The sequence below is a fragment of the Paenibacillus sp. TC-CSREp1 genome, from assembly GCF_050171015.1.
In the GTDB taxonomy this organism is placed as follows: domain Bacteria; phylum Bacillota; class Bacilli; order Paenibacillales; family Paenibacillaceae; genus Paenibacillus; species Paenibacillus silvae.
This window is the reverse complement of the sequence record NZ_JBNOKM010000011.1, coordinates 202851-227741: the sequence shown is the minus strand read 5'-3', so window position 1 is coordinate 227741 and position 24891 is coordinate 202851. Positions and strand designations below refer to the sequence as shown.

The following is a 24891-nucleotide window of genomic DNA, read 5'->3' as shown; positions in this document are numbered from 1 at the left end:
CTGCGAAAAAAAGTGACCTTGGTCACACAATAGATAAAATTAAGCCTATTGTTTGGCGGTTCCTGTCGCTTGTTCGGCTGTGTCTGCTGCATCATTGATTTGTCTATCACATGCATTAATGGTTGTAAATCGTCACTTTAATCGTTGTATGTTGCCAATTCAATCGTTATATATCGCCACTTTAATCGTTGTATGCCGCCACTTTGTTAGTTTGTGTATCCCACATTAAGGGCTGTACAACGCGAGTATTATTGGAAATGTTCATGTTTGGAGCAGAATCCCCATATGTTAGTGTCAGGCAGTTCACACACATGCGGTATGCTAAAGCACTTTACATAGAAAGTAAGCCTTATAAATAAAGTGAGGTGAATGAAAGTTGGAACGTTCAGAACCGTTAACAACTACAGATTGCTTGTCAAAACCCGGCTCTGCTGCTGCACGGAAGCAGGCTGAACAGGAACTGGCAGCAGACACGGCCCGGCCGGTCCAATATGTGCTTTTTCCGCGCAAAGGGGGCTGGTCATCATTCCCTTACCCCGACATTGCTGCTTTATTTGCAGCCGAGCAGGGAACGCTCGCCTACGTCAGCAGCCGCAGTGCTGAGCAAGAGCAGCTTCCGGCATCCATTCATGCCATTCCCCTGTCAGAAGCCAAGAAGCGCTTGTTGGAGCCAAGGACAGTTGCAGTTGTTGCCCATCCTTATTGGCTGATGGCTGTCGCAGCCATGCGGCCAGAAGTATGTATTGCACTCTTGCCAGAGCCCGTTGGAGATGAAGCTGCATCTCCGCTCTGGGAGAGCAGCATTTCAAGATTGGTCGGTATAGCCGATCTGGTTGGCACCTCTTCGGAAACCCGGTATATGAAGCTGCTCTTTCAAGGCATTCGGACCGTCTGGCTTGGAGGAGAAGACCCTTCACCTGCAGGTTACGTCAATCAAGACAGCCAGAGCATTCCGCTGCGTGATTATGAGCTGTTTTTTTTACATGCACTGAGGCAGGTTCTTGCTGGCATACCAGACAGCATCACGTCGCTACAATGCCGGGTGCGAGTCGACTACTACAGAGAGCTTCGGGCCAAGACAGGTGCACATGAGACGATCTCCTTCCTCCTGGCGGCTTACGAATATTTACTGGAGGACAATCATGCAGCCGATTCACTGAAAGAAGCCTTCTCTCATGCAGTGATCAATGGGCGTCAGGACTGCGTTCAGTCCCACTACCGTTTCCTCTCGGCGATCTATTCAAAATCGGGTCAAACCGAGCAGGCTTTGCAGGTGTATGGCATCAGTGCCGGGAACGAGCAGGAACGCCACCATTACGAGCAGTTATGCCGCTGGCTTGAAGCGGGAGAAGAGCAGCTGGTTCAAGCGGAGCTGCTCCGCATCAACGACGACTACGGCAGTGCCATGCGTATTCTGGATGAGCTTGGCGGGGAGACAGCGAGACACTGGAAGTTTCGCATCTACCAGGAAACTGAGCGTGTGGAGCACGCCCTGGCATTGGTTCATGCCAGCGACATCCAGGACGGAGCCAGTCTTCGCGAATATCAGCAATTATCTGGGACAGCACTGGCCCTTCGGGGAGAACGTCACGGGGCGGTGAGGCTGTTCCTGGAAACAGCTGTAGAAAATGAAGATGCATTGGCTCGAATCCTGGAACTGGAGCTGCTGGATCAAGCCGTGCAGCAGCTGCTTGGGGAGGTACCTTAATGATGGATCCGAAAAAACGCAGAACCCTTGGGAACAGGCCTATCTTGAATAATACATTTCAGCAGCAAACACCTGCTGTGCATAAAGACCGAGAGTTAAGTAACTTTCATACAGATCATATAGAGATCAAACCGATGGAAGGACCAGGCACAAATGTGATGAACGAGTTGGTTATCAACACGGAGCAGGAACGGGTCAGTACCACGATCAATGAACAGGGCGACAAAACGATACATGGCCCGGATACCCGGGCGCAGGTCGAGCCTTCTGATTCAGAAGTCCAGGGCTCGTCGAGTCAGGTCACCCATCAGGTTCATCGCGTTGTGAATTCGCGGATTGAAGAAGAACCGTATTCTCTGTCATTACAGGACAGGAAGACGGATGCTTTTACACAATCGTATGCTGTTCGAAGGGTGCGTAAGAGTCAAAACAACAAGCTGACAGCTATGCTGCAGGTCCGCAACGAACAGGGTCGTTATCTGGAGGAAGTGCTGCATGACCTGAGTGAATTTGTGGATGAGATTGTCATTGTTGATGATGCCAGCACAGACGGAACGCCGGATATATGCAGTGCCTTTCCCAAGGTGGTAAGACTGGAGGTGCTGGAGAAGCCGCTCTTTGCGGAGGAATGGCGTCTGCGCAATGCGCTGTGGCAAGCAGCCGTCAGTACAGACCCGGACTGGCTGCTCTCGGTTGACGCCGATGAACTATACAGCAGTGAAGCCAAAAGAGCTATACGAAAGCTTATTAATCAGGACTACGCAGACTGGTTTGCCTTCCGCTTTTACGATATGTGGGGCGGTCGAACCCACTATCGCGAGGATGAGCTATGGTCCGTACACAAACGCCATACAGCTACTCTTGTCCGTTATATGCCTGGTTATTCCTACTTTTACCCGCAGCAGAACCACCACGTCCCCAGACTGCCCTTATCCTGTACGGTGCTCCCTGGCGTTCACACCGAGCTGAAGGTACAGCATCTCGGCTGGGCTGGAAGTCTGGAGGACAGGGTTCGCAAATATTTGCGCTACAAACGTATTGATCCACACGGGGAGTGGGGAAATCTGGCACAGTACGAGTCCATCCTGGACCCTGAACCAAGGCTTCTCCCATGGAAGGAGGAACCGTAATATGGGCATAGTCAGCATACTCACCCACAGCTTCACCGATGGTTATAACCGGGAGTTCAGCCGGGTATTCGGCGGCGGGCTGGAGCGTTACATTCTTGATCTGTGCAGTGTCATCCGGGGACTGGGTCACATTCCCGAGGTGCATCAGCTGTCCTATTTCGAAGCGTTCCAGACGAGAACCGAGCAGATTGATGTCTATGGCTACGATTATGACATGAACAATGTGCCTGAAGCCTTTGACAGGATGGCCGCTGCAGCTCGCGGGCCGATTATCTACGCAAGCTGTCTTTGGCAGCCCATCCACTACAAGCCAGGTAGCCTCGGGATATGTCACGGCATTAACTGGGATCGTCCCGGGCTGCCACTGGATACGAAACGTCAGGTTGCCGAGCATATTCAGCTGGCACTGGATGGACTGGTACGCATTGTATCCGTAGATTCCCATTTTCAAACCTTCTGCCGGGCAGCCTGCACTTACGCGGATTCAGAGCAAATTGTGCTGATTCCCAATGCGGTTGATACCTCTTACTTCATCCCCGCTCCACCCAGAAGGACGCTTGCACAGCAGCATGAGCAAGCATGGCTGGAGGCCTGGAAGCAAGACACCGCTATGCAAACCGAAAGTGCAGACCTGATCATTCCGGCATCCGAAGATGCAGCTGGAGACAGTCATGCTGAAACTGAGAGCAGTAATTTGCAGGAGAACGGGCCTGTTAATGATGATCAGCATGCGATTCGGATCGGCGATTCCAATGCTCACTTTTCCGATAAAGAAGAAGCTGCCAGGTTAACCGTCCACCCGGAAGTTGAATGCACTGATGATGAGCCTGCTGCGTCTCGTCCCATCCGCGTTCTGTATCCACGCCGCATCAGCAGCGAGCGCGGTATCATTCCGATGATGCTGGCGGCGGATAAGCTGCTGGGGGCTTTTCCCCATGTGGAGATTGAATTTGCCGGAGAGCTGGTGGAGGGCAGCACCGTGGGCAGAGCTTTCCGCTACTGGCAACGTACACATCCGCATACAGCGCGAATCCGTCAGCATACGTATGATTTCAGAGACATTCGTGAAGCGTATCATCAGGCAGATATTGCTGTGATTCCTACGTTATTCTCGGAGGGAACCTCCTACGCTTGTCTGGAAGCAATGAGCTGCGGGCTGCCGGTAATCGCTTCCAACGTAGGCGGGCTCAATGATCTGATTCAGGACGGCTTCAACGGACTGCTCGTACCTCCAGGGGAACAGGCACTGACCGCTGCGCTCGTTCGGCTCGTTCAGGATCGCGCTGAGCGAGAACGGCTCGGCATCTATGCACGTGAAACGGCGCTCTCCTATGATCTGTCCATATGGCGGAGCAGATGGAGCAGGGTGCTGAAAGCTTTTTTAACGGAAACAGGAATCAAGGAGGAGATTCGGACATGATGGACATACCGCTCACAACGGAAATGATGGAATCAAGGTACATTCGGCAAAATGACCCGAAGACGGATACGCTGATTTTCCCGCTTCATCCGGCATGGTGGAGCCGTCCTTACGAATATGAATGGGCACGACAGTTTGCACGGACAAACGATGTGGTGCTGGATGCAGCCTGCGGCATATCCCACCCGTTCAAATTCTGGCTCACCGACCACTGCCGTGAGGTTCACGCGTGTGACTGGGATGAGCGCATTATGTCAGAAGAGGCGATTCTGCTGGATATTACGGCTGATTTTGGAGAAGAGGCGGCCCGGAGCCTGCCGGATACCTATCTCTCCAGGCTTCATCGCGCTCAGGCCAATCTGGCTCAGCTTCCGTATGCTGCGGGGCAGTTCGACCGTGTATTCTGCATCTCTGTGCTGGAGCATCTGGATACGGGCACGATGCTGCGGGCTTTTCGTGAATTCGCACGGGTGCTCAAGCGAGACGGGCAATTAATTGCGACCTTCGATGTGCCTGAGATGCGTCCCGATCTGCTGGAGACCATTATGGCTGTCACCGGACTGACCATTGAGGATAAGCTGAATGTGGAGGAACCGGACGATGCCATCTCCTCCGATATGTACGGTGCGCCTATCCGCTGCTTCCGGGCTGTGATCTGCAAAACGAACAACATATAGCTGGTCGGGATAAACATGAAAAAGGGGGCAGGACAGATAGCGTCTTATTTCAGAAGCAGGTTGAATCGGCAGAGGGAAAATCAGGAGCGATACAGTGGCTGCCGGGATGCTCCCGGCAGTTTTTTCTGCTGTATGGAGGGAGGTGTCCGGCGAGATGGATGCACCGGACTACAGGTATACCAGCAGCAAGTTGCACTGCTGCTGATAGGTCGGGGCTTGGGCTGCGCCGGGAGCCGTCAGGCGCAGCAGGGTTTGCAGGCCCGGTGGAAGGAACTTCACCGGGCGGCCTTGGGCGGCAGCAGGCCGCGCTGTGATTTGGGCCGCGTACTCGGCCCAATCACGGGCCAGGCTTTGCCGCCCGGCGAGCAGCGCGAGCGTGCCCGCCAGAAGCGCATGCGCCGCGGGCGCGAGGGCGGGCACTTCGTCCGCGAGGGGCTGCTGCGCGCTGCCCGGCGGGCCGCATAGCGCAAGCAGCCCTTCGCGGACGTGCGCGGGCGCGCGCAGCAGCCCGCAGCGGGCCGCAGGCGGCAGCGCTGCGAGCAGCGCCAGCGCGCCGCCCGGCGGCTGGGCCTGCAGCAGGCGCAGCCAGGCGGGCCAGGCGCCTACGGCGGCGAGCGCCTGCGCAGGCGCGAGCAGCTGCGGCGGCTCCTGCCCGCGCGCCGAGGCCGCTGGGCCGCGCATAGCGCAGCCAGCGGTGCCCGCACGCTGCCCCGCGACCAGCCTCGCGCCCTGCAGCAGCGCATCCGCCGCCAGGGCCGCCTCGGGCACCGCTGCCCCCTGGCTCGCCCCCGCAGCGCGCATCGCCCTGCCCGGCCGCTTGTGGCCGAGCGCCCACAGCGCCAGCGCTGCCTCTGGCCCGTGCTGCGCATGCGCGGCCCAAGGACGCAGGGCCGCGCACGCAGCAGCGTCCTCGCCCAGTTGCGCCAGCGCAAGCCCGCGGGCAAGCGGCTGAGCCTGCAGCACCGGGGCAAGCGCCGCTGCATGGCGCAGCAGCCACTCCGGCCGATGCGCTGCCAGCGCGGCCGCAACCAACGCTAGCCATGCTGCCGGCGGCAAGCACACCCCCTCGGCTGCGCGGGCAATGGCCTGCGGCCGTCCCGTCGCTGCACCGAGCAGCAGCAGCCGCTGCCATGCAGCCACGTTGTCAGGCTGCAGGCCTAGCGCTGATGTATAAGCTGCTTCCGCTTCATGCCAGCGACCGGTCTGCTCATAGGCCATGCCCTCCAGCGTTAACGCACGGTAGGTTCCCGCACCCGACACCGAGGTATATCGCCCCGCTGTCGATGCAGCCGATTTCGCTTGCTTTAACCAGCCCAGAGCGTTGTCAGCCCGCGCATGATCCAGTTCCAGCACAGCGCCAAGCTCAAGCAGATCAGGGAAATCTCCGTATAAGGGTGCCCATGTCTCCACGACAGCCAGCGCTCTGCCATAGTGCCCCAGCTCTCTCCAGGTGTATGCCGTTTTCAACACCACATCCGAATGATATCCACACTCCGGCAGAAGCTGTGCCAGCAGCGGCAGCAAAAGACGAATCGCTTCCTCATACCTGGCCTGCTGAAACCATTCTGCAGCCAGAGCATAAAGCAGCTCCTCCCGATCCGGTGCCTGCTGTAAAGCCTGTCGGATCAGCTGCATATTGCGCTCGTTTTTGCCCTTGGCAGCGATAACATCATCCAGATAACCATAATGAACAACCTCTATGTCCGAGTGACCTATCCCTCCCGGTATAATTGCCTGAATCGAAGATGCCACTTCCTCATGTATGCGTCCGCGAAAAGCAATCCGGGGATCGTTGCGGAATAAACGACATACCTCATCCGTCACACGCTCTTCACCCATCGTACCCAGCAAACTGGTTACCTTGATCCAGTAGCCCCAGACCTCCTGACTCCCGGCCTCCAGCCATTCGAGCAGTTCAGATTTCGTGCACTCCATCTGTGTCCACACCTCATCCGCATCCAGCACCAGAATCCACGAATAACTCGCAGCAGCAAGTGAGAGATTGCGTGCTTCGCTGAAATCGCCGTTCCATTCCATGTCTATGATTTCAGCACGATATAATCTGGCAATGGCCTGCGAATCATCTGTCGAGCCTGTATCTACGACAACAATTTCATCTACCTTATCACTTATCGAGCGCAGACAACGGTCCAGACACTTGCCCTCATCCTTTACAATCATGCACAAGCTGATGCCGTTCTTCACCCGCACTCTGCCCTCCTTCCAGCCAAAATCCCCCTGCTGCATTCAGACTGGCATTGTATTTGGCATCGTTCTATTTACTTCTTTTCTTGCCATGCCCCTTAGAGTACACACCTTGCATCATGCTTTTTTATCCATCCAAACCGCCCAGACCAACTCAGTCCTCACCCTCCGTCTGCTCAGCACTTCTTTCCTTTTCTTATCCCTCGAACCCGTCCGCTCCCGGCAGCTCCAGCCGAATATGCTGAACGACAGGCCAGTACGGATGACGCTGCCTTTTACCTGCACCCGCCTGTGGTGTGTCAGACATGAGCTGCGCCAGATGATAATCCGCTGCACTGATCAGTCCTTTCACGATACAATTCGTGCCAAGCAAGGTGTCTGATGCTCCCGGAAAAGGCAACCGTGCCCCGGCATTCTTCACATCTGCTTTCTCATCCACCTCACCATTCCCTCGGCACTCTTCTTCAGTCCCGGCATCCCGTTCCTTAGCCAAGGATTCTCCCGATCCAGTTATCATGGTAGAATCTGCTTCATTCAGCACCTGCTGCCCCCGTTGAATCAGTTCATGCAGCTCCTGCCGTCTTCCAGACCTTGCGCATCCTTCCAGCAAAAGTCCAAACGCTTGCCAGCCCTCGTACAACCCGGTATGCTCTTTCTCGGACGTGGTATGTTCACCTGCATTCTCTTCAAGTCCCTCGTTTCCTTTTGCTGCTGACTTCCACCAGCCTGACAGCCCTGACTCTTCTTCGGTTAAAACGTCTTTACCCCCGCCTGCCTGCGAGCCTTGCCTTAGCCAAAGCGTAAAGGAATCCTGTCCCTCATTCTGCTGCCCCTTCTTATGTTCCTGCCCCTCCCTTCCTTGCCTCTCTTTCCGATCTCTCTTACCTTCCTTATCCTCTCTCCCGTCATTTCCTTCTCCTTCTATCCACTGCAACCGTTCGAGCCAGCGGGAAGCCAGGGAGGCAAATAAACCTTTTTTTCGTTTCACCGTTTCGAGCTTCAAACGCGCTTTTCTCCAGTCTCCTCGCTGCACATGCAGGAAAGCCTCGGCTACAGACCGCCTCTCACGTGGCTCTCCAGAAGATACATGAGGCATCTCTCCAAGCAGCTCGAGTGCCGCAGCGTAACAGCCGCTTTGCTCAAGAATGCCCAGCACCTTTGTCAAAGCCTCCTCCGAGTTCATCGCAAAACGTGATGCAATCAGCGCCGGAATCTGTTCCTCCTGTCCGGATACCCGCATGATTCGAAATATGCGATACAGCGGCGGCAGCAGACTGGCTTTTGCACGCACTGCTTCTACATAAGCATCCACGGCTCCCTCAAGATCGGCCTTTCCTTCCAGTAAACGGCCCAACGTGTACCATGTCTGATAGGTGCCCATGCCTTCTTCTGTATGAAAAATGGCTGGCGGCGGTCCCTGCCGGACTGCTTCACGAAGCGAAAGCTCAGCCGTATCTGTATCCCCCAAAGCGTCCGCACAGATCGCACGATGATGCATCAGGTCCGTGTATTCCGGAAATAGCTGCAACGCCTCATCCACCCGCTCCATCGCTTCCGGCCAACGGTGAAGATGCTCCAGACAACGAACCTCATATTTGAACAGCAGATGTGCATAGCTGGTTACTGCCGGATCAATCATCTCCCGGGCTTTGCCAAACGATTCGAGCGCCTGCTCCGCTTGACCTGTACGCAAATACTCCACACCGAGATTATAGTGATGAAACGGTTGATTGGGCTCCTCCATGACCGCCTGCTGCAGCAAACGAACATTACGGTTCACCTTGTCTTTACGCTCTACAATCACCGTCTGATACCCGTAATGGTGAATCACCATGTCCGTAACATGAAACGCAGCCTCCGGATTCCGCTCACAGATCGCCGCCGCAATCTGCTCATGAATCCGGCCCGTGAACCGATGCTCAGGGGCGTTGCGAAACAGACGCAGCACCGGATTAACCGTCGCTCCCTGCTGGCCCGAACCCGTATAATTGTGAATGTTTAAAAACAATCCGTCGCATCCGCTGACTGCCGTCCAGCTTCTGATCTGCTCCCGTGCTGCTGTATCCAGCGCCTCGTCCGCATCAAGAAACAGAATCCAGTCGCCAGTGGCCAGCTCCAGGCCAGCATTTCGTGCTGCAGCAAAATCATCGCACCACGCAAATTCAACCACCATCGCGCCATGCTTGCGCGCTATTGCCACGCTGCGGTCCGACGAGCCAGTGTCTACTACAATGATCTCGTCAACCGCTCCGCGCACACTCTCAAGACAGCGCGGCAGCAGCTCCTCCTCATCCTTAACGATCATACACAGCGATATCCGCTGCGCCTTCTGATGCTGCTGTGTCTGGTTCCGCCGCTCTCCCTGCATGGTGGTTCCTCCTTTCCCTGGCACGATATATCGTCCGCCAAGGCATACCCTCCGCTGTTCGCAGCTGCTGAACCAGGTTCCTCTGCCGGGTCTCGAGCATCGCAGCTTCCGGGGAACGTTCCCGTTCCTGACCGATTAATTCAAGAGCAAGCTTCAAATAACAGACTGCCGCCCCGGCCCGTGCCTGAGTGAAGGCCGAATCACCCTCCAATGCCTGTTCGAACAGCGATAAAGCCTGCTCAATATATCCCTTGGCATACAGCGTTTCCCCCAGCCAAAAAAGCCCCTCTGCATCCAGCTCCCCTTCCGTCATACATTGAATCAGCATATCGGCAGCCAGCATCGTATATCCGTGCCGCACCAGCAAACCAGCATAATCCCTAAGAGTAGTCATCTCTGTTCGCTCTTTGGTGGACATCATACCTGCCAGCCGTTCATGCAGCTGCCGGGCAATAACCAGTTGACCGTTTTGCACGGCACGGTTTACAACCTGATTTGCTGCCAATTCCGTAGCTTCACTCCAATGCAGCAGCTGCTCATCTGCTGTTTCCGATTCAGAATTACAGGCAGATGGACTAGGCCTGTACTCCAGCAACAAACGATCTGCTACCCTCCACATATCTCTTTCCAGTGGAGATGTTCGTGCGAGAAAGGAAGCCGATAAACGCTGTCCGCTCGCCCAACAAGCCAGCGCCCAGTCACTTCTTTCATCAGGTCGCAGTGTTATCTGACGATCCTTATGAATTTCTGATCCGTTGACCGATAAATCCGGCATCTGTTCGCTGTCCCGCTGATTTCGCACCCCCCAGCTCTTCTCAGCAAGATGCCATGCATCTGTGATACGGTCAGCGCACAGCAACCATTGAATAAGATCACCTGCAGGAATACGAATATGGCATGCCTGATCCTCGACCAAGAGTAGTGCCTGCTTGTATGCTCCACAAGCGGCGAGAGCATAGACAATCGGAAGGGGACTCGCTTCCTCATCGCGGGCATTCGAAGAACTGCTGATATCTCCAGATCGATTAGACTCCTGCTTCTGGCTTAAACGTTTGAACTGCTCCAGCAGTCTTTCTGCAATTTGTTCATCTGAATGCCCCTGCTGCTGCAGCGTTTCCGCCAGCCCCGTCCATGCTGGTTGATAAGTGAACAGATGCTCCAGTGCCAACATGTACAGACGAATCGCCTCTTCCCCAAACCCCCGCTTTTCGGCAAGCCTTGCCATGGATGCATAGGCCCGGTAACTGCCAGATCCCGCTTCGCTAACGTAGACGGGCTCAAACTCACCGTTGTGATCTTTCATCTGATCAAATGGTTTGACACTGCAGGTGCTTGCCCGTGCATAGGATTGATAGGCTCGCTCCTCCAGACCTTGCCGTTCCAGAATCTCGCCATATAACAGATGCAAGTCCGGATATTCAGGATAATGCTGACGTTCAAGGGCGAGCAGTGTATGTGCTTCTTCATAACGCTCCAGCGAACCAAGCACTTTAGCCAGATCCTTCACAAGTGTCGGGCGATAAGGAGCCTGCAAATGAGCAAGCCTTAGTGATTCACGGAATGCATTGACCGCCTGTACCAAATCACCCAGCTGGCATCGGGCTACACCCAGATTGTACAGATGAAACGGTTGATCCGGGTGATCTTCCAGTTCCTTCTGAATAAGGCGTAAGTTCCGTTTCGCTTTCTCTCCGGAGGCAATCACGGATGCCAGATAACCATCATGCCCCAGACGCAGAGGTGCAAGCGGCTCTGTATCAACGAATGTCTCTTCTTCGTTTGCATTCGGTGAATCTACAGCTTTGCAAACATCACTTGTACTGCTCTTCGGCATTACATTACAGTTCTGCTCATGATCCTTTGCACGAATCAACTGTTCATGGATACGTCCCGTGAATCGATACCCATGATGTGCACGGAAAAGTCTTACTGGATAGGACATGATCTTGTCCCCCGGCCCTTCACCGAACTGATTTTCTATCGTTATACGTAATCTGGTTATGCTCTTATGGACGTCAGGTAAAAACTTCATTAATTCTTCCAAACCTTCAATTACATACTCGTCAGCATCCAGACAGAGAATCCATTCTGTCGTTGCCAAGGGAAGGCTGATATTTCTGGCTTGGGCAAAATGATCCTCCCAGCGAGCGTGCAGCACCATTGCACCGTAAGCTCTGGCCAGAGCTGCTGTCCGATCGGACGAGCCTGTATCCGTAATGAAGCATTCCAGATTTTTATGCCTCAAGCTGTTCAGACAGCGCGGCAGGTGTTTCTCTTCATTTTGCACAATCATATGAATGCCAAGTAAACGGTTCTGCATCCATAGTCACCTCCAATACAAAAAAGGTACATGTGTCCCCTCAAGCGGGCTCCATGTACCTATATGACAGCAAAGCTGGTTATGTGCCTTGTCCATTGAAGAACACGTCAATTGTGCTAGGTGCTCCAATGAGGCTTGAACGATAAGAGAGACGGGTATATTTCAAAAATCGCTGCGGAACCAGAACGTCTACCGAACCGGACAGGATACCGGTTACCGTAGCCACATCCGTATACCAGTTGGTTCCGTTAGCACTGATCTCCACCTGAGCATCTACCCTGTTTATGCCTGGTCCCCTGTTATATACAAAGAAGGAGTAAGTACCGAAGACGCTGGTTGTCACAGCAGGGAGCGGTGTGAACGTGTTAGCTGTCGGCGTAGCAATGAGCTGGTTTTCCTGAAAGCTTTTCTGCGAAATGGATGTTACGCTGCTGAGTGTTCCGGCGGTAATGGTCGCTCCGAGCACACTTGTGATCGTTCCGTTTAATAGATTGGTCAATGTCCCGGCTGTGATTGTGGCCCCAAGTACACTTGTAATGGTTCCGTTCAACAGATTGGTCAGCGTTCCAGCGGTCACCGTGGCACCCAGGACGCTGGTGATCGTTCCATTCAGTAAATTCGTTAATGTTCCCGCTGTGATGGTCGCTCCGAGCACATTCGTGATCGTACCATTCAACAGGTTCGTCAGTGTACCGGCCGTAACGGTTGCGCCCAGCACACTCGTGATCGTTCCGTTCAGCAAGTTTGTTAATGTTCCTGCCGTGATGGTTGCTCCTAACACATTCGTGATCGTACCATTTAACAGGTTTGTCAGTGTCCCGGCCGTTACCGTGGCTCCAAGTACGCTGGTAATGGTTCCATTCAGTAAATTCGTTAATGTTCCTGCTGTTACGGTTGCACCTAGGACGCTTGTGATTGTCCCCGCCGTAATGGTTGCTCCGAGCACATTGGTAATCGTACCATTCAACAGGTTCGTTAATGTACCGGCTGTCACCGTGGCTCCTAGCACACTTGTAATCGTACCAGCTGTAATCGTCGCTCCAAGTACACTTGTGATGGTTCCGTTCAGCAAGTTCGTTAATGTTCCCGCTGTAATGGTCGCTCCGAGCACATTGGTAATTGTACCGTCTAACAGGTTCGTTAATGTACCGGCTGTCACCGTGGCACCTAACACACTTGTGATAGTTCCAGCTGTAATCGTGGCTCCAAGTACGCTGGTAATTGTACCGTTCAAAATGTTGGTAATTGTGCCCGCATTAATGGTGACTGTAGTCAGACCAGATATGTTGCTGATCGTCCCGTCCAGAATGATGCCTACAACATTTCCGCTTGTATCCGTTCTGACGGGTTGGGCAGTGCCCGTACTATCCTGACCAAAAATAAGTGTTCTCAAGTTATCCGGATTCGTATTAAACGTTGTAAAGTTAGGCATGAGCCTCGTCCTCCTCCCTGGACAATCTGGGTAATAAAGCTACCTTACGGCATACGCTGGGCCTGAAAATAAACATCTAGCCGGGTTGGCTCACCGGGCTTCACCGGCAGAATCACAAGCCTGGTATAATGCAAAAAACGCAATGGGACAAGCGCTTTGGTCTGACCTCCCTCGACCACCTCTTGACTATCCACTGCGTAATCTACAGCATTCGGGCTGATCTGAATCTGTACAAGCGCCGGATGTTTCCCCCGATTCACCACACCATAGCTGTACATGCTTAGTGTTGAGGTATCCTGCGGCGGAAGTGCAACCTCGCCTCGGGCCGTCTCCGCTCCAGGATAGGTATGCTCTGTAAAACAGGAAGCAGCACCAGGGAGTTTCGTGCGTGAGAAAGCACCCTGCTTGAACCGGGGACGGATAACTCGGGAGCAGGGGGGCTTCAGCAGTTTCGCGCGGCGAGAACAACGGGATGGGCGGCGGCTGACATATTTGGTTGTCTGCTTTGTTTTTTTCTTGCTTTGCTTTGCTGTTCGACTCATCTCGATTTCCCCTTAAACAATGTGCTTAGGCATCGTATGCCCGGCCCAGGACTACGGGCACGGCATATGCCGTTATTCGGAAATATACAATGAATCCCAAACGTCGACTCTTTCTTTCACATACAATGCAGTAATAGGGACATGCGAAACAAACCAAGGCTGCGTTTGATGTTATTGGGTTCATTCTGTCCAGAGGAGGTGCTGCACAATGACTAATGCAAATGTATTCAACCAATCCAATGGACCTTTATTCACGCAATTAACCAATACGTTTGCGGCCCCCGGGATTGAAGCTCCGCCCGACACAGGGGCTGCAGCGGCGGGTAGTTTTTTTGCCCTTACCACGAATAATATCTCTATTCCTTCCAGCCAGAACTTGCTGCTGCAGATTGTTAATGCTGCAGGAAGCGGCAGAACGATACGTCTATCCAGTCTGATGGGGGGCACTACAGCAGCGGCTACCCTTGTCATCTACTCCGGCGGTACCGTTACCGTTGGCACAACGCCAACACCAAGCAATACATTGCTTGGCAGCTCGAATGCCAGCATCGTCACAACAAGACAAAATACAGGCACGCTTGGCGGAACCTTTACCAGCCTCATCAGCATTCCGCTAACTGCAGGCATATACTCACTGGATTTAAACGGCTCCATCGTTGTTCCTCCAGGCCAGTCCTTGTCCATCAGCTTGGGTACGGGAAGTCAGGTCGGCTCGATTAATCTGCTATGGTGGGAGTTTTAAAGCCAAATTTGTTGAAAAGGGGGTACATATCGTGCCAAACAATAATGTATTTAACCCATTGAATCAACCCGTCTATACGTCGAGCACCAACTCGTATACTTCTCCCGGCATCGTGGCCCCGCCTGAAAATAGTGCCGGCAGTACAGGTAATCTGTACACTGCAGGTTCCACCAACTCCACCACCCTCGGGATACTTGGAGGGAGTGTGACAGCAACGCTGCAGCTCGCCAATCCAGCAGGCAGCGGAAAGACCATTTATGTTTCCCGATTGTCTGGCGGCATTACAGTGGCGCTCAACCTGTTATCCTCATTCAGCGGCACCATGACCCTGAGTGCAAACGGTACCCTTTCCTCCCCCAGCACACTCACTGCAGTCAACAGTAATCTATCCAGCAGCAACACAAGTATTGCAGTAGTTCGCTTCTCAACCTCTGCTCCGTCGGGTGCCGCAACGCTGATTGCCATGCCGCTTCAGGCAGGTCCTTTTCAATCCGATGAGTCGGGCAGATATGTGATCTCTCCAGGCCAGGCGATTAATCTGTCCGTTACCGGATCGCTGTCTGTAGCTGGACTGTTAGCCTGCACAACCTATTTCACCTGGTGGGAAAATTGAATTCTTATCATCAAGGTTATACAGCTGGAGATATACCCAAACTAAAAGCCACCTTCGGCTGAGCACCGAAAGTGGCTTTTATAATTGTTTCAGGCATACATCACATGCGCTGTGAAACGGCTGATGCCTTGTCTGTAGACGCGGTTGATCTCCCCACATTCCACAGCATGCGCTGCAGCATCATTCCGCCAAGACCGATCGCAAGCGTGGCCAAACCGATCATTTGAAAGGTCGAGCTGGGCCCGGCAAAACGAATGATTGCACCTCCTGTCAGCGGCGCAGCAACCAGCACAACGCTGAATAACGAGTTTTGAATACCAAATACACGTCCTACATAGTCAGGAGAGGTCTCTTTTTGCAGCAAATAATTCATCGTGACCATAAAAAGTCCATTCCCGAGACCGGTACACAGGCCCACGACAATGACCCATCCTGTCGATGTATCCGGACCGATCAAGCCCAGTGATGCAATTCCGGCGCCAATGAGGAAATATCCCCCGCCAAGGCCCCATCCGTATCCTATTCTTGGCAATCGGTTTAACAGCAGAATGATAACAACAGCTCCTGCCCCAACCGATGAACCGAGCCAGCCAAGCATGGATTCATTCCCTGGCTTGATCTCCCGAAATAAGGTCGCAAATTGATATTCGATCATCAGAATAGACATCAGGCCTAAACAACCAAACACGATGGTATTCCTCACCGTACGGTTGTGGCGTAAATACTTCCAGCCCTGCTGCCACTGCGTGAAGAAGGTCTCCGCTCCCTTCTGATTTTGCTCATCATGCTCAACGGCTACACCAACTTCTTTTTTCTCTGAAAAGCGTCGTAAAGGCCAAAGGAATGCACCTGACAGCAAGCGAGCAAACGCATTGATCAGAATGCAGATTTGCGGAGAAAAAAAGGCCAATACAACCGCACCCAGAAGAGGTCCTGCTATCTTGGCACACTGATTCACAAACCCGTTCAGCGACGAGGCCTGAAACAGCTGATCCTCGGTTACGATCTGGCGCGTCAACGCCTGCTGGGCAGGAACATGAAATACACTCATCATCGCACGTAACGCCAGAAGTGGAAGCAGCCATGCCGGGCTTGGTGCCAATAAAATACCAACTGTTAGTGCTACGGTGATTCCATCACAAAGCAGCATAATTTTCACCTTATGCAGCCTGTCTGCCAGAGCACCGGCCACTGAGCCCAAAAGAATACCCGGCACTGCCATGAAGACCGGGATTAGTGCGATGATCAACGGATCAGCACCCCAGCGGTAAGCCACCATGACCTGCACGGCCAACGTATCGAACCAATCGCCAAAGGTAGCGAGCGCGTAAGCGATAAACAGACGTACAAACCGTAGATTAGCCCAGAGGCTTTTGGGGGTTTTTGCAGCAGATTCACCAGATGAATTACCTGTCATACATTTACTTCCTCCCTTGATTACAGCGGTTTTGCGAACCTTATGTCCTTGACTGTAATCTTAGGAGGCTTATGTCAGAGGAAGATCAGAGGATGTAGATTCAGCAGATAAAAAACGTTGAACCGTATCCACGATCTGCTGCCCATAGATGGAAGCGCCGTATGATTTACGAATCCCCTCATAGATTTGTTGATATTTACTGCGGAGTCTGCCTTCAACTCGATGGTGATCCATAAACAGAAGAATTTGATAGGCTGAATTCAGATAAAGCGGTGCATTGAGTGACATTTTCAATACTTCCAGACCGTCATCCATTCGCAGCTCCGCTTCTCGCACCCGTCCCTGCCGCAGCAGCCAGCAGCCCTCCAGCACCTGAAAACGGCCGATTTCTCGCAGATATGGTGCGTCTTTTAATTGTGTACGCAGAACGGCAATCTGTTCCTCAACAGCCTCACCGCTCCCACCCCACAGTTCAACAGACAATGCGGCAATACTCACCGGTAACTTGAAATAGATTAACTGTTTTGTTTCCATCACCCGATACGTTTCTTCCAGCTGCTTTCTGGCTTCCTGATACTGACCCGTTTCGGCATAGATATCGATGATATTCAGAATCCTCAGTTCCTGGCGATGCTCTGCAGGCAGAACAGATGAATGAATCGCTTGTTTGTATAACGCCAGACTTTCCGCAGGTTCAACGAGAGCATGTACATAAATCAGCAGCCAGTACAGACGCTCCTCTAAAGGAAACTGCGCTGTGTTCATCAGCCACTCCAGATCTCCCTGTATAAAATGAAGATACAGCTGGTAGTACGGTTCTATTCGTACGCCAAGCGCCTCCTGTTGACGAACCAGCGTCTGGATTGAATTTCCCTGGCCGAACAGATGATATTTGCGAAGCAATCCATGCACAACCTCCTGCATCTCGGGATCATGGATAGATGGATTTGGGGGCAACACGGCCCTGTTTTCCCTTAGAGCAAGCCGATAACCATAACCACGGACCGTATCCAGACTGATTTCTTCCCAGCGCTTCAGCTTCTTGCGCAAACGATAGATGTGATCATCTACGGTGCGCTCCACCGGATATTCCAATGGCCATACCCGATCCAGCAGCTGACTGCGCGTAAAGGCCTTATCTTTGTTTTCGTACAGAAAATGCAAAAGCGCAAACTCCTTCGCCAGCAGGCGGATGGAATCCAATCGCTGAGATACCGTATAGCTCCCCTCATCAAATTGCAGAGACATGCTCGTTCCTCCCTTGTGGACCTCTTTCAACATACCATAAAAAAGCCCTTTGCAATAAAGCAAAGAGCCCTGGTTTTCAACAATATGCATCGATCTGACCTAATATGGATTCCACCCGTTTTGGGGTAAGCAAGTGAATTTTATTTTTCCGAAAAATCTCTGCGCCTTGGTGCTTATCCAAGCACAACGCGGTCATCTGCCATCTTCTTACCGCTAATCCGCTCAAATTCCCCAAGCAGTTCAGGTACCGTGAGTGTGCGTTTGCGTTCCTCACTGACATCGAGAATGATGCGTCCCTTATCCATCATGATCAGACGATTGCCGAGACGGATGGCCTGCTCCATATTGTGCGTAACCATGAGTGTTGTAAGTCTCATCTCACGGACAAGTGTCTCCGTCAGCTCGGTGATCAGCTCTGCACGGGCTGGATCAAGTGCCGCCGTATGCTCATCCAGCAGCAGAATCTGTGGCTGCGTAAAGGTTGACATCAGCAGGCTGAGCGCTTGACGCTCTCCACCAGACAAGAGACCCACCTTGGCATTTGGACGTTTCTCCAGTCCAATGCCCAGCTTCTCCAGCTGTGCGTTGAAGATTTCACGTCTGGCGCGTGTCACACCAAAGCCAAGTCCGCGTCCCTTACCGCGTTTGTACGCCATCGCCATGTTCTCTTCAATCGACATATGCGGCGCGGTTCCGGCCATCGGGTCCTGAAAGACACGACCGATCCAGCTGCTTCGTTTATGCTCTGGCAAGTTTTTAATCGAACGGTCGTTAATCAGCACATCGCCCATATCCGGTTTCATCACACCTGAAATAATGTTCATCAAGGTCGATTTCCCTGCTCCGTTACTGCCAATGACCGTTACAAAATCACCCGGATTCATGGTCAGATTCACACCAACCAGCGCCGTCTTCTCATCGGTCGTGCCCGGATTGAACAGTTTGGTGACTTGCGTAATCTCCAGCATACTACATGCCCCCCTTCGCCTGTTGACCACCCGAGCGCATCAGCTCTTCAGTTCGTTTGCGAGCGAGACTGCGCTGTTTCATGGAACGCTGCATTGTCGGGAATACAAGTGCGATAATAACGATTACGGCGGTGATCAGCTTCAGATCGGATGTATCAAACCATTCCACCTGCAAGGCCAGTGCGACCACAATCCGGTAAATAATTGATCCGACAACGGCTGCCAGCGTCGCCCAGAATACCGTTCTGGCGCCAAGAATCGCTTCACCGATAATAACTGAAGCCAGACCGATAACGATCATACCAATGCCCATCGTAATATCAGCAAACCCGGATTGCTGGGCAATAAATGCACCTGACAAGGCCACCAGTCCGTTGGACAAGCTGACACCGATAATGGTCGTCACATCCGTATTCGCACCAAAGCTGCGAATCATGCGTTTGTTATCTCCTGTAGCGCGAAGCGCAAGTCCGATATCTGTTTTCATAAACAGATCCAGCATGATTTTAAATACCAGTACCACAATAATAATAATGATCATGACATGCTCACCCGAGAAAGGTGTTTCTGCACCCATAATCGATTTATTCGGTGCGCCAAGAATACGCATGTTGATCGAATACAAGGCAATCATCATCAGAATACCGGACAATAGTCCGTTAATTTTGCCCTTGGTATGCAGCAGACCCGTGAGGGCTCCAGCGATCATGCCGCCAGCCATTGCTGCCAAGCAGGCCAGCCAAGGAGAGTAATCATTGGAGATCATGACCGCCGCAATAGCGCCCCCTGTGGTAAAACTTCCGTCTACGGTAAGATCGGGAAAATCAAGAATGCGGAATGTAATATACACACCCAGTGCCATCAGTGCATACAACAGTCCCAGCTCGATTGCCCCTTCAATGGAATTCCAACTTATACTCACACTGCTTCCTCCCTGTCTTTCTCTATCCGAAAAGAATGAGGCGAACCCGCCTGCACGTTCGCCTCGCATCCATCTATCGGAATATTATCATCTCGTCAGGTTACCAATCTCATTATTGAATCAAGTTACCCATCTCTATTATTGAATAATGTTGTTAGCTTGATCCTTTACTTCAGCCTTCATTTCATCTGTTACCGTAATGCCTTGAGCTTCAGCTGCTTTCAGGTTCAGGATCAGATCCAGCTTGTCCGGAACGGTAACCTTCATGTCGCCTGGTTTTGTTCCATTTTTCAGGATGTCCGCAGCCATCTCTCCTACTTGGTAGCCATGATCATAATATTTGAAGCCTACTGTTGCAAAAGCGCCCTTCTCTACCGTATCACGGTCACTGGAGAAGAATGGAATCTTGTTGCTGTTCGCCGTCTGAATGATCGTATCGACCGCACTTACAACGGAGTTGTCGAGTGTAATGTAGAACGCATCAACTTTGCCAACCAGCGAGTCGGTTGCTTGTTTAACTTCCGATGTATTGGTCACTGGTGCTTTGACCAGCTTGATGTTGTGTGTTGCCAGAGCATTCTCGGCATTGTTAGCCATAACAACTGCATTCGGTTCACCTTCGTTAATGACCAGTCCTACCGTCTTCACATCCGGCATATATTTGGCGATAAAATCAGCCAACTGCACGATAGCCTCTGGATTGGTATCCGATGCACCCGTAACGTTGCCACCTGGCTTGTCCATGTCACTCACCAGTTTGGCTCCGAGAGGGTCCGTTACAGCTGCAAATAGAAGTGGCTTGTCCTTGACTTGCTGTGCAAGAGCGAGTGCAGATGGAGTCGCAATGCCGAGTACGAGGTCATTTTTGGAATCACCCGCGATTTTCTGGGCAATGGACAGGTTGTTCGTAGAATCCCCCTGGGCATTGTTGTAGTCAATCTTGAGGTTTTTATTCTCTTCAATGCCCGCATCCTTCAGGGCTGCGATGAAACCTTCACGTGTAGCATCCAGCGATGGATGTTCAACAATCTGGGAGATGGCGATCTGATAGGATTTTTCTGCACTGCCTCCGCCTGTTGTACTGTCTGCCCCTTTTGACTCCGAGCCTGAACCGCTGTTATTTCCGCAACCTGCCGCTACGATCATCGAAGCAGCCATCATCAGTGACATCCAAAACTTCTTTTTCATCTGTAAAAAACCCCTCTCCATCTTTTAAAATTTGACCTTCCCCATGCGCTCTAATACACGTCCCCTCAGGTACGACAGAGCCCGACAAAAACGAACGCTTCAACGCATTGTTGCTTTGATCGACAAAAGCAGACAAATCTAGACTTTGGGCATGCGACTGAAGTCCATGCCGTGTTGCTGTTCTATTGTTTTCCTAATATTAAAGTGCATCCTGGCTTCCGTCAATGGTTGGAACGCTTCCAATTTCAATCGAAAGGAATAATATGATAGATTACTTTACATAGCATCAAAAAAGGCAACTCGTAGAATGTACGAATTGCCGTTCCATTGAATCATGTAGGAGAACATACCTACTGAGATTATTTATTTTGTTGGATGTTTTTCAGTTCAGAAGAGCTCAGACCTGTCGCTTTCATAATAATCTCCTCATCAAGGCCCAGAGCCAGCATATTTAGTGCAATTTTGCGTTTGCTCTCAGCCTCACCTTCTTTAATACCTTCTTTAAGCCCTTCTTCTCGAGCCCCTTCAATCATCGAGGCCTCATCTCGTAGAAACTTTTGCCGTGCCTCGTATTCCTGACGCGCCTGTTCATCCTGACTTAGAAACTCGAGCACACTCATGGCTTTTTTCAAAGCAGGTTCCAACTCATGCATCATAAAAGCCTCCCACCTAGATCAGTTAAAAAAGAAAGATGTTTACACGGAGCACTCCGATGACAGAACAACTTTCAATCGCTGTTATCCCCAGATTTTTTTGATTCCCATTATAAAGGGAAAAATCTTGTGATAAAGGCGAACGCTTCGCTTTTCCAGTTTTTTCTGTCCTCTCCGTTTCTGTGTAAATGTATAGTTCAACTGATTTAGATTAGGTTATTCATTTCAAAAAGAACTACCAGCGAACGAATTGCACTTGGATGTGAGCACTATTATAACACGTATAGTCCAATTTAAATACGCAATTCCGATTTATTCACTCGCAAAAACGTAATTCCGTAACAAAAAAAGACAGCCTCCACAAACAGAGACCATCTCTTTATGTTATATATCAAACGTCTACCTGTCTCATTCAGTTCCCCGAAGCTTCGCGAATCTGATACTTGCACTTCTTGCCGCCATCGGCGTAGCATTCGGTCCGCTCTACATCTGCCTGTAGCAGCGTGCGAAACAGCTCCAGCTCACAGCGGCAGGCCTGTTTATATACACTCGCAACTTGTACGATCGGGCAGTTCAGCTCAGTGATGACATAGGTGCCATCCTCTTCTAGGGACGCATCTGCCATATAACCATTGGCATTCTGGATACGTGCCAGTTCCTCCACACGTCCGGCAAGGTCATGGCCTTCCATCTGCGGCAAGCCGCTGCGAAGCAGCTTGTCACGGCGACCCTCGAAGAGAGCATCCACGACACCACTGCCTGCCGTATCAGACAATTCTTCCAGTAGCTCCAGTGTCAGAGAGGAGTACGACTTCGGAAAATAACCGTCCCCGCGATCGGTCAGATGATATACCGAGGATGGGCGCCCTGCGGTTGCCCGGGCTTCTCGCACCTCAATCCAACCATCCTGCTCCAGCGCTGTCAGATGGCGACGAATCGCCATACCCGTCAGCCCCAGCTCCGCCGTGATCTCGCGGGCCGTCATCGTTCCTTGCTGCTTCAGCATAAACAAAATCCGTTCACGCGTTGTACGTTCTTCTTCACGCTTCACATTCAGCACCTGCTCTCCTGCTTATGCGTGTACGGGCGCTGCCTCCCGGCAAGCATCCGAGCAAAAGCGGTTATGCGTCTCTTCACAAGCCTCACAGCAGACATGCTGCAGGTTGCAGGTCGGACAGTTAATATATCGGTCATGTGTCGTGCCACAGTGATAACAGCTGGCGATGACAATATCCTCATCCGTACGATTGATCGGCACCGAAATGCGCTCGTCAAATACGTAACATTTGCCATCAAACAGACGTCCCTGCACCTCAGGGTCCTTCCCGTAAGTTACAATTCCGCCTTCCAGTTGGGCAACATCCTGGAAACCTTCCTTGATCATAAAGCCGGTCAGCTTCTCGCAACGAATACCGCCCGTGCAGTACGTAATGATCTTCTTGTCCTTCATATCGCCGAGGTTCTCCCGAATCCATTCTGGAAACTCACGGAATGATTCTACATCTGGACGAACGGCTCCACGGAAATGACCAATCTCGTACTCATAGTCGTTGCGACCATCAATAACGATGACATCATCACGCTGTAGATGCTCGTGGAACTCCTTCGGCGAAAGGCGCTTGCCGCTGACCTCGTTCGGATCAAGCTCTTCGTCTACGCGGAACGTCACGAGCTCTGCTTTGTGGCGTACAAAGATTTTTTTGAACGCATGCTCTTCCACATCATCAATCTTGAACACCATGTCCTTAAACAGCGGATTGGCATGCATGTCCTTCATATACTGCTCCGTCTGTTCTGGTGTTCCTGAAACCGTACCGTTGATGCCCTCTGAAGCGATCAGAATTCGGCCCTTCACCCCCAGGTCCTTACAGTATTGCAGATGCTCCTGCGTAAAAGTCTCAGGGTCTTCAATCTTCACGAACTTATAATATAAAAGCACGCGATACGCGCTGTTACACATGTATATCACCTGTTCCTCTTCCATGTTGTTGGCCGGTTCCTCCGGCGAGCCTCCTACGTTGCGCCCTGGCTTGCAAAAAAAGAAAAGAAACAGCCGCTCGAAACACCGTCTCGAACTGCTGTCCACCATTCGACTATATATTCCTGCATACTAGTTTATCGGAAGCGCAAGGACTTAGTCAATATAAATGTATAGAAAGGCATGAAAGATATGGAACACACCTTCTATGCCGCCACTATCCCTATATTCGGTCCCTATTCAGAAATAGTAATGATTGAGGTTACAAAGTGCACCTTTTCATTTTCCATCACGGATTGGGATAGCAAAATTTTGTTCCCCTGCGGGCTCCAGGCTAATGCATCAGCCACTTCATCCATATCTGCGGAGAGCTGGAATTGCTCTGCAGATTCCGTGTTGGATACGAATAATCCCTTTTCGTTGTTGTTATCGGATTGAATCGTATAAGCAATCTTGGAGTCGTCGCCTGACCAGCTTGTGCCAAAAATTTGCGTGCCTCTGGCAAGTGTGGCCTTTTCATTCCCTTCCAGATCGGTGAGCACCAGCGCCCGTTTGGTATCCGCTGTTCTTTTTACAATCGCAAGCCTTGTTCCGTCGTTTGAAGGAATGACCCACTCTACGCTTTTGAGCACCTGTCTAACTTCACCTGTCTTGGCGTCATAGGCATTCAGCTGTCCGTCTTCTCCTGTGATGTAATAGATCACGTTGTTTGACACCTTGATGCTGCGCACATTAAAGTTGCCCGTCTCTACCAATACTTTTGTTGTGCCGTCCAGTGCAGCCGAGACCAGCTCTCCTTTCATATTCGAAAAAACAACATGTTCATTGTCCAGCCATGCCCCCTCCTGAATGAATCCATCCTGTTTGCCAGCCGCTATCGCTTCTCCACTTTGCAAGTTCAGAATGAAAGGCCAGCCTGTCGTTTCCTCTGTCTCCCAGTAGAAAAGGTGCTGCCCATCCGGCGAAATCTGCGGCGCTCCCAGATTGACCTCACTCTCTTTGAGCAGTGTATCTGTGCCTTTCGTCAGATCATACATGTACAGGTTATGTGGATACCGTTCCTCCCCTTCGACACTGACGGGTTTCATGGACGTATTTTCTTTATCAGTAACGATGGAGTCCCCGTTTAACCAAGCAATTCCCCGCATATTGGACAGTTTATCTATTTTCTCAAGCTTGAAATTCTGGTATACAGACGTATTGGTGTTGTCTTTCACGGTAATATCCGTAGCTGGTTTCGCACCTTGTGTATTGCCAGATGGCTCTGTTGTGTTTCCACAAGCAACGGTTGTCAGCAGGACGGCTGCTCCCAGTGCACCAAATGCCGCTTTCCTCCAATTTATCATGTTATGGTCCCCCT

Annotated in this window: 20 protein-coding genes; 6 read left to right on the top strand and 14 right to left on the bottom strand. The window is 51.8% G+C overall.

The window, feature by feature from the left end; all coding sequences use genetic code 11:
• The first annotated feature begins 376 nt into the window (after nt 1-376).
• From ACQSGY_RS18610 to ACQSGY_RS18595, 4 genes are read left to right on the top strand one after another with little or no spacing between them, the layout of a single operon-like run.
• Nucleotides 377-1708, top strand: a complete 1332-nt coding sequence (locus tag ACQSGY_RS18610) for a hypothetical protein (RefSeq protein ID WP_427179731.1) — start codon at nt 377-379, stop codon at nt 1706-1708.
• Nucleotides 1708-2838 (top strand): glycosyltransferase, encoded by a 1131-nt coding sequence (locus ACQSGY_RS18605; protein ID WP_427179729.1) that lies wholly within the window; start codon nt 1708-1710, stop codon nt 2836-2838. The genes ACQSGY_RS18610 and ACQSGY_RS18605 overlap by 1 nt, the downstream gene beginning before the upstream one ends.
• A gap of 1 nt (nt 2839) precedes the next feature.
• On the top strand, nt 2840-4258 hold the full coding sequence (locus ACQSGY_RS18600) for a glycosyltransferase family 4 protein (RefSeq protein WP_427179727.1): 1419 nt from the start codon (nt 2840-2842) through the stop codon (nt 4256-4258).
• Entirely contained in the window at nt 4255-4935 is a 681-nt protein-coding gene (locus tag ACQSGY_RS18595) for a class I SAM-dependent methyltransferase (protein ID WP_427179725.1), read from the top strand. The genes ACQSGY_RS18600 and ACQSGY_RS18595 overlap by 4 nt, the downstream gene beginning before the upstream one ends.
• 168 nt (nt 4936-5103) lie before the next feature.
• Here the strand turns inward: ACQSGY_RS18595 and ACQSGY_RS18590 are convergent, their stop codons facing one another.
• The 5 genes from ACQSGY_RS18590 to ACQSGY_RS18570 form a co-directional block, all read right to left on the bottom strand.
• On the bottom strand, nt 5104-7140 hold the full coding sequence (locus tag ACQSGY_RS18590; RefSeq protein WP_427179723.1) for a glycosyltransferase: 2037 nt from the start codon (nt 7138-7140) through the stop codon (nt 5104-5106).
• A 196-nt stretch (nt 7141-7336) separates the two neighbouring features.
• Nucleotides 7337-9508: a glycosyltransferase gene (locus ACQSGY_RS18585; RefSeq protein ID WP_427179721.1), complete on the bottom strand. Its 2172-nt coding sequence runs from the start codon at nt 9506-9508 to the stop codon at nt 7337-7339.
• Nucleotides 9435-11828 (bottom strand): glycosyltransferase, encoded by a 2394-nt coding sequence (locus tag ACQSGY_RS18580; RefSeq protein ID WP_427179720.1) that lies wholly within the window; start codon nt 11826-11828, stop codon nt 9435-9437. Before ACQSGY_RS18580 ends, ACQSGY_RS18585 begins: the two co-directional genes overlap by 74 nt.
• A gap of 79 nt (nt 11829-11907) precedes the next feature.
• Nucleotides 11908-13260 (bottom strand): DUF6385 domain-containing protein, encoded by a 1353-nt coding sequence (locus ACQSGY_RS18575; RefSeq protein ID WP_427179718.1) that lies wholly within the window; start codon nt 13258-13260, stop codon nt 11908-11910.
• 44 nt (nt 13261-13304) lie between these two features.
• Nucleotides 13305-13802: a DUF6385 domain-containing protein gene (locus ACQSGY_RS18570; RefSeq protein WP_248063243.1), complete on the bottom strand. Its 498-nt coding sequence runs from the start codon at nt 13800-13802 to the stop codon at nt 13305-13307.
• A 208-nt stretch (nt 13803-14010) separates the two neighbouring features.
• Between ACQSGY_RS18570 and ACQSGY_RS18565 the strand changes: the two genes are divergently transcribed.
• Together ACQSGY_RS18565 and ACQSGY_RS18560 are read left to right on the top strand one after the other, a co-directional pair.
• Entirely contained in the window at nt 14011-14544 is a 534-nt protein-coding gene (locus ACQSGY_RS18565; RefSeq protein ID WP_427179716.1) for a hypothetical protein, read from the top strand.
• A 31-nt stretch (nt 14545-14575) separates the two neighbouring features.
• Nucleotides 14576-15157: a hypothetical protein gene (locus ACQSGY_RS18560; protein WP_427179714.1), complete on the top strand. Its 582-nt coding sequence runs from the start codon at nt 14576-14578 to the stop codon at nt 15155-15157.
• A gap of 100 nt (nt 15158-15257) precedes the next feature.
• Here the strand turns inward: ACQSGY_RS18560 and ACQSGY_RS18555 are convergent, their stop codons facing one another.
• The 9 genes from ACQSGY_RS18555 to ACQSGY_RS18515 form a co-directional block, all read right to left on the bottom strand.
• Entirely contained in the window at nt 15258-16574 is a 1317-nt protein-coding gene (locus tag ACQSGY_RS18555; protein ID WP_427179713.1) for an MFS transporter, read from the bottom strand.
• 69 nt (nt 16575-16643) lie between these two features.
• Nucleotides 16644-17822, bottom strand: coding sequence for a winged helix-turn-helix domain-containing protein (locus tag ACQSGY_RS18550; protein ID WP_427179711.1), 1179 nt, complete (start codon nt 17820-17822; stop codon nt 16644-16646).
• Between the two features lie 173 nt (nt 17823-17995).
• Nucleotides 17996-18790 (bottom strand): ABC transporter ATP-binding protein, encoded by a 795-nt coding sequence (locus tag ACQSGY_RS18545; protein WP_111270362.1) that lies wholly within the window; start codon nt 18788-18790, stop codon nt 17996-17998.
• 1 nt (nt 18791) lies between these two features.
• Entirely contained in the window at nt 18792-19652 is an 861-nt protein-coding gene (locus ACQSGY_RS18540; RefSeq protein WP_229729998.1) for an ABC transporter permease, read from the bottom strand.
• A gap of 198 nt (nt 19653-19850) precedes the next feature.
• A complete protein-coding gene (locus ACQSGY_RS18535) occupies nt 19851-20900 on the bottom strand; it encodes an ABC transporter substrate-binding protein (RefSeq protein ID WP_188594077.1) in 1050 nt (349 codons plus the stop codon).
• Nucleotides 20901-21259: 359 nt separating this feature from the next.
• The gene (locus ACQSGY_RS18530) at nt 21260-21556 is read right to left on the bottom strand and encodes an Rpn family recombination-promoting nuclease/putative transposase (protein ID WP_427179709.1); all 297 of its coding nucleotides are present in this window, start codon (nt 21554-21556) and stop codon (nt 21260-21262) included.
• A gap of 409 nt (nt 21557-21965) precedes the next feature.
• The gene (locus ACQSGY_RS18525; RefSeq protein WP_427179707.1) at nt 21966-22613 is read right to left on the bottom strand and encodes a helix-turn-helix transcriptional regulator; all 648 of its coding nucleotides are present in this window, start codon (nt 22611-22613) and stop codon (nt 21966-21968) included.
• Nucleotides 22614-22625: 12 nt separating this feature from the next.
• The gene (locus ACQSGY_RS18520; RefSeq protein WP_427179818.1) at nt 22626-23513 is read right to left on the bottom strand and encodes a rhodanese-related sulfurtransferase; all 888 of its coding nucleotides are present in this window, start codon (nt 23511-23513) and stop codon (nt 22626-22628) included.
• Between the two features lie 254 nt (nt 23514-23767).
• Nucleotides 23768-24877 carry a hypothetical protein gene (locus ACQSGY_RS18515; protein ID WP_427179705.1) on the bottom strand — a complete coding sequence of 370 codons (1110 nt, stop codon included), beginning with the start codon at nt 24875-24877 and terminating at the stop codon, nt 23768-23770.
• Between the last annotated feature and the right edge of the window lie 14 nt (nt 24878-24891).

Excerpts from the sequence above, each read along its gene's own strand:
- ACQSGY_RS18605 (WP_427179729.1), top strand. The coding sequence starts at position 1,708 with ATGATGGATCCGAAAAAACGCAGAACCCTTGGGAACAGGCCTATCTTG.
- ACQSGY_RS18600 (WP_427179727.1), top strand. The coding sequence starts at position 2,840 with ATGGGCATAGTCAGCATACTCACCCACAGCTTCACCGATGGTTATAAC.
- ACQSGY_RS18595 (WP_427179725.1), top strand. The coding sequence starts at position 4,255 with ATGATGGACATACCGCTCACAACGGAAATGATGGAATCAAGGTACATT.
- ACQSGY_RS18585 (WP_427179721.1), bottom strand. The coding sequence starts at position 9,508 with ATGCAGGGAGAGCGGCGGAACCAGACACAGCAGCATCAGAAGGCGCAG.
- ACQSGY_RS18580 (WP_427179720.1), bottom strand. The coding sequence starts at position 11,828 with ATGCAGAACCGTTTACTTGGCATTCATATGATTGTGCAAAATGAAGAG.
- ACQSGY_RS18575 (WP_427179718.1), bottom strand. The coding sequence starts at position 13,260 with ATGCCTAACTTTACAACGTTTAATACGAATCCGGATAACTTGAGAACA.
- ACQSGY_RS18570 (WP_248063243.1), bottom strand. The coding sequence starts at position 13,802 with ATGAGTCGAACAGCAAAGCAAAGCAAGAAAAAAACAAAGCAGACAACC.
- ACQSGY_RS18565 (WP_427179716.1), top strand. The coding sequence starts at position 14,011 with ATGACTAATGCAAATGTATTCAACCAATCCAATGGACCTTTATTCACG.
- ACQSGY_RS18555 (WP_427179713.1), bottom strand. The coding sequence starts at position 16,574 with ATGACAGGTAATTCATCTGGTGAATCTGCTGCAAAAACCCCCAAAAGC.
- ACQSGY_RS18550 (WP_427179711.1), bottom strand. The coding sequence starts at position 17,822 with ATGTCTCTGCAATTTGATGAGGGGAGCTATACGGTATCTCAGCGATTG.
- ACQSGY_RS18545 (WP_111270362.1), bottom strand. The coding sequence starts at position 18,790 with ATGCTGGAGATTACGCAAGTCACCAAACTGTTCAATCCGGGCACGACC.
- ACQSGY_RS18540 (WP_229729998.1), bottom strand. The coding sequence starts at position 19,652 with ATGGCACTGGGTGTGTATATTACATTCCGCATTCTTGATTTTCCCGAT.
- ACQSGY_RS18535 (WP_188594077.1), bottom strand. The coding sequence starts at position 20,900 with ATGAAAAAGAAGTTTTGGATGTCACTGATGATGGCTGCTTCGATGATC.
- ACQSGY_RS18530 (WP_427179709.1), bottom strand. The coding sequence starts at position 21,556 with ATGATGCATGAGTTGGAACCTGCTTTGAAAAAAGCCATGAGTGTGCTC.
- ACQSGY_RS18520 (WP_427179818.1), bottom strand. The coding sequence starts at position 23,513 with ATGTGTAACAGCGCGTATCGCGTGCTTTTATATTATAAGTTCGTGAAG.
- ACQSGY_RS18515 (WP_427179705.1), bottom strand. The coding sequence starts at position 24,877 with ATGATAAATTGGAGGAAAGCGGCATTTGGTGCACTGGGAGCAGCCGTC.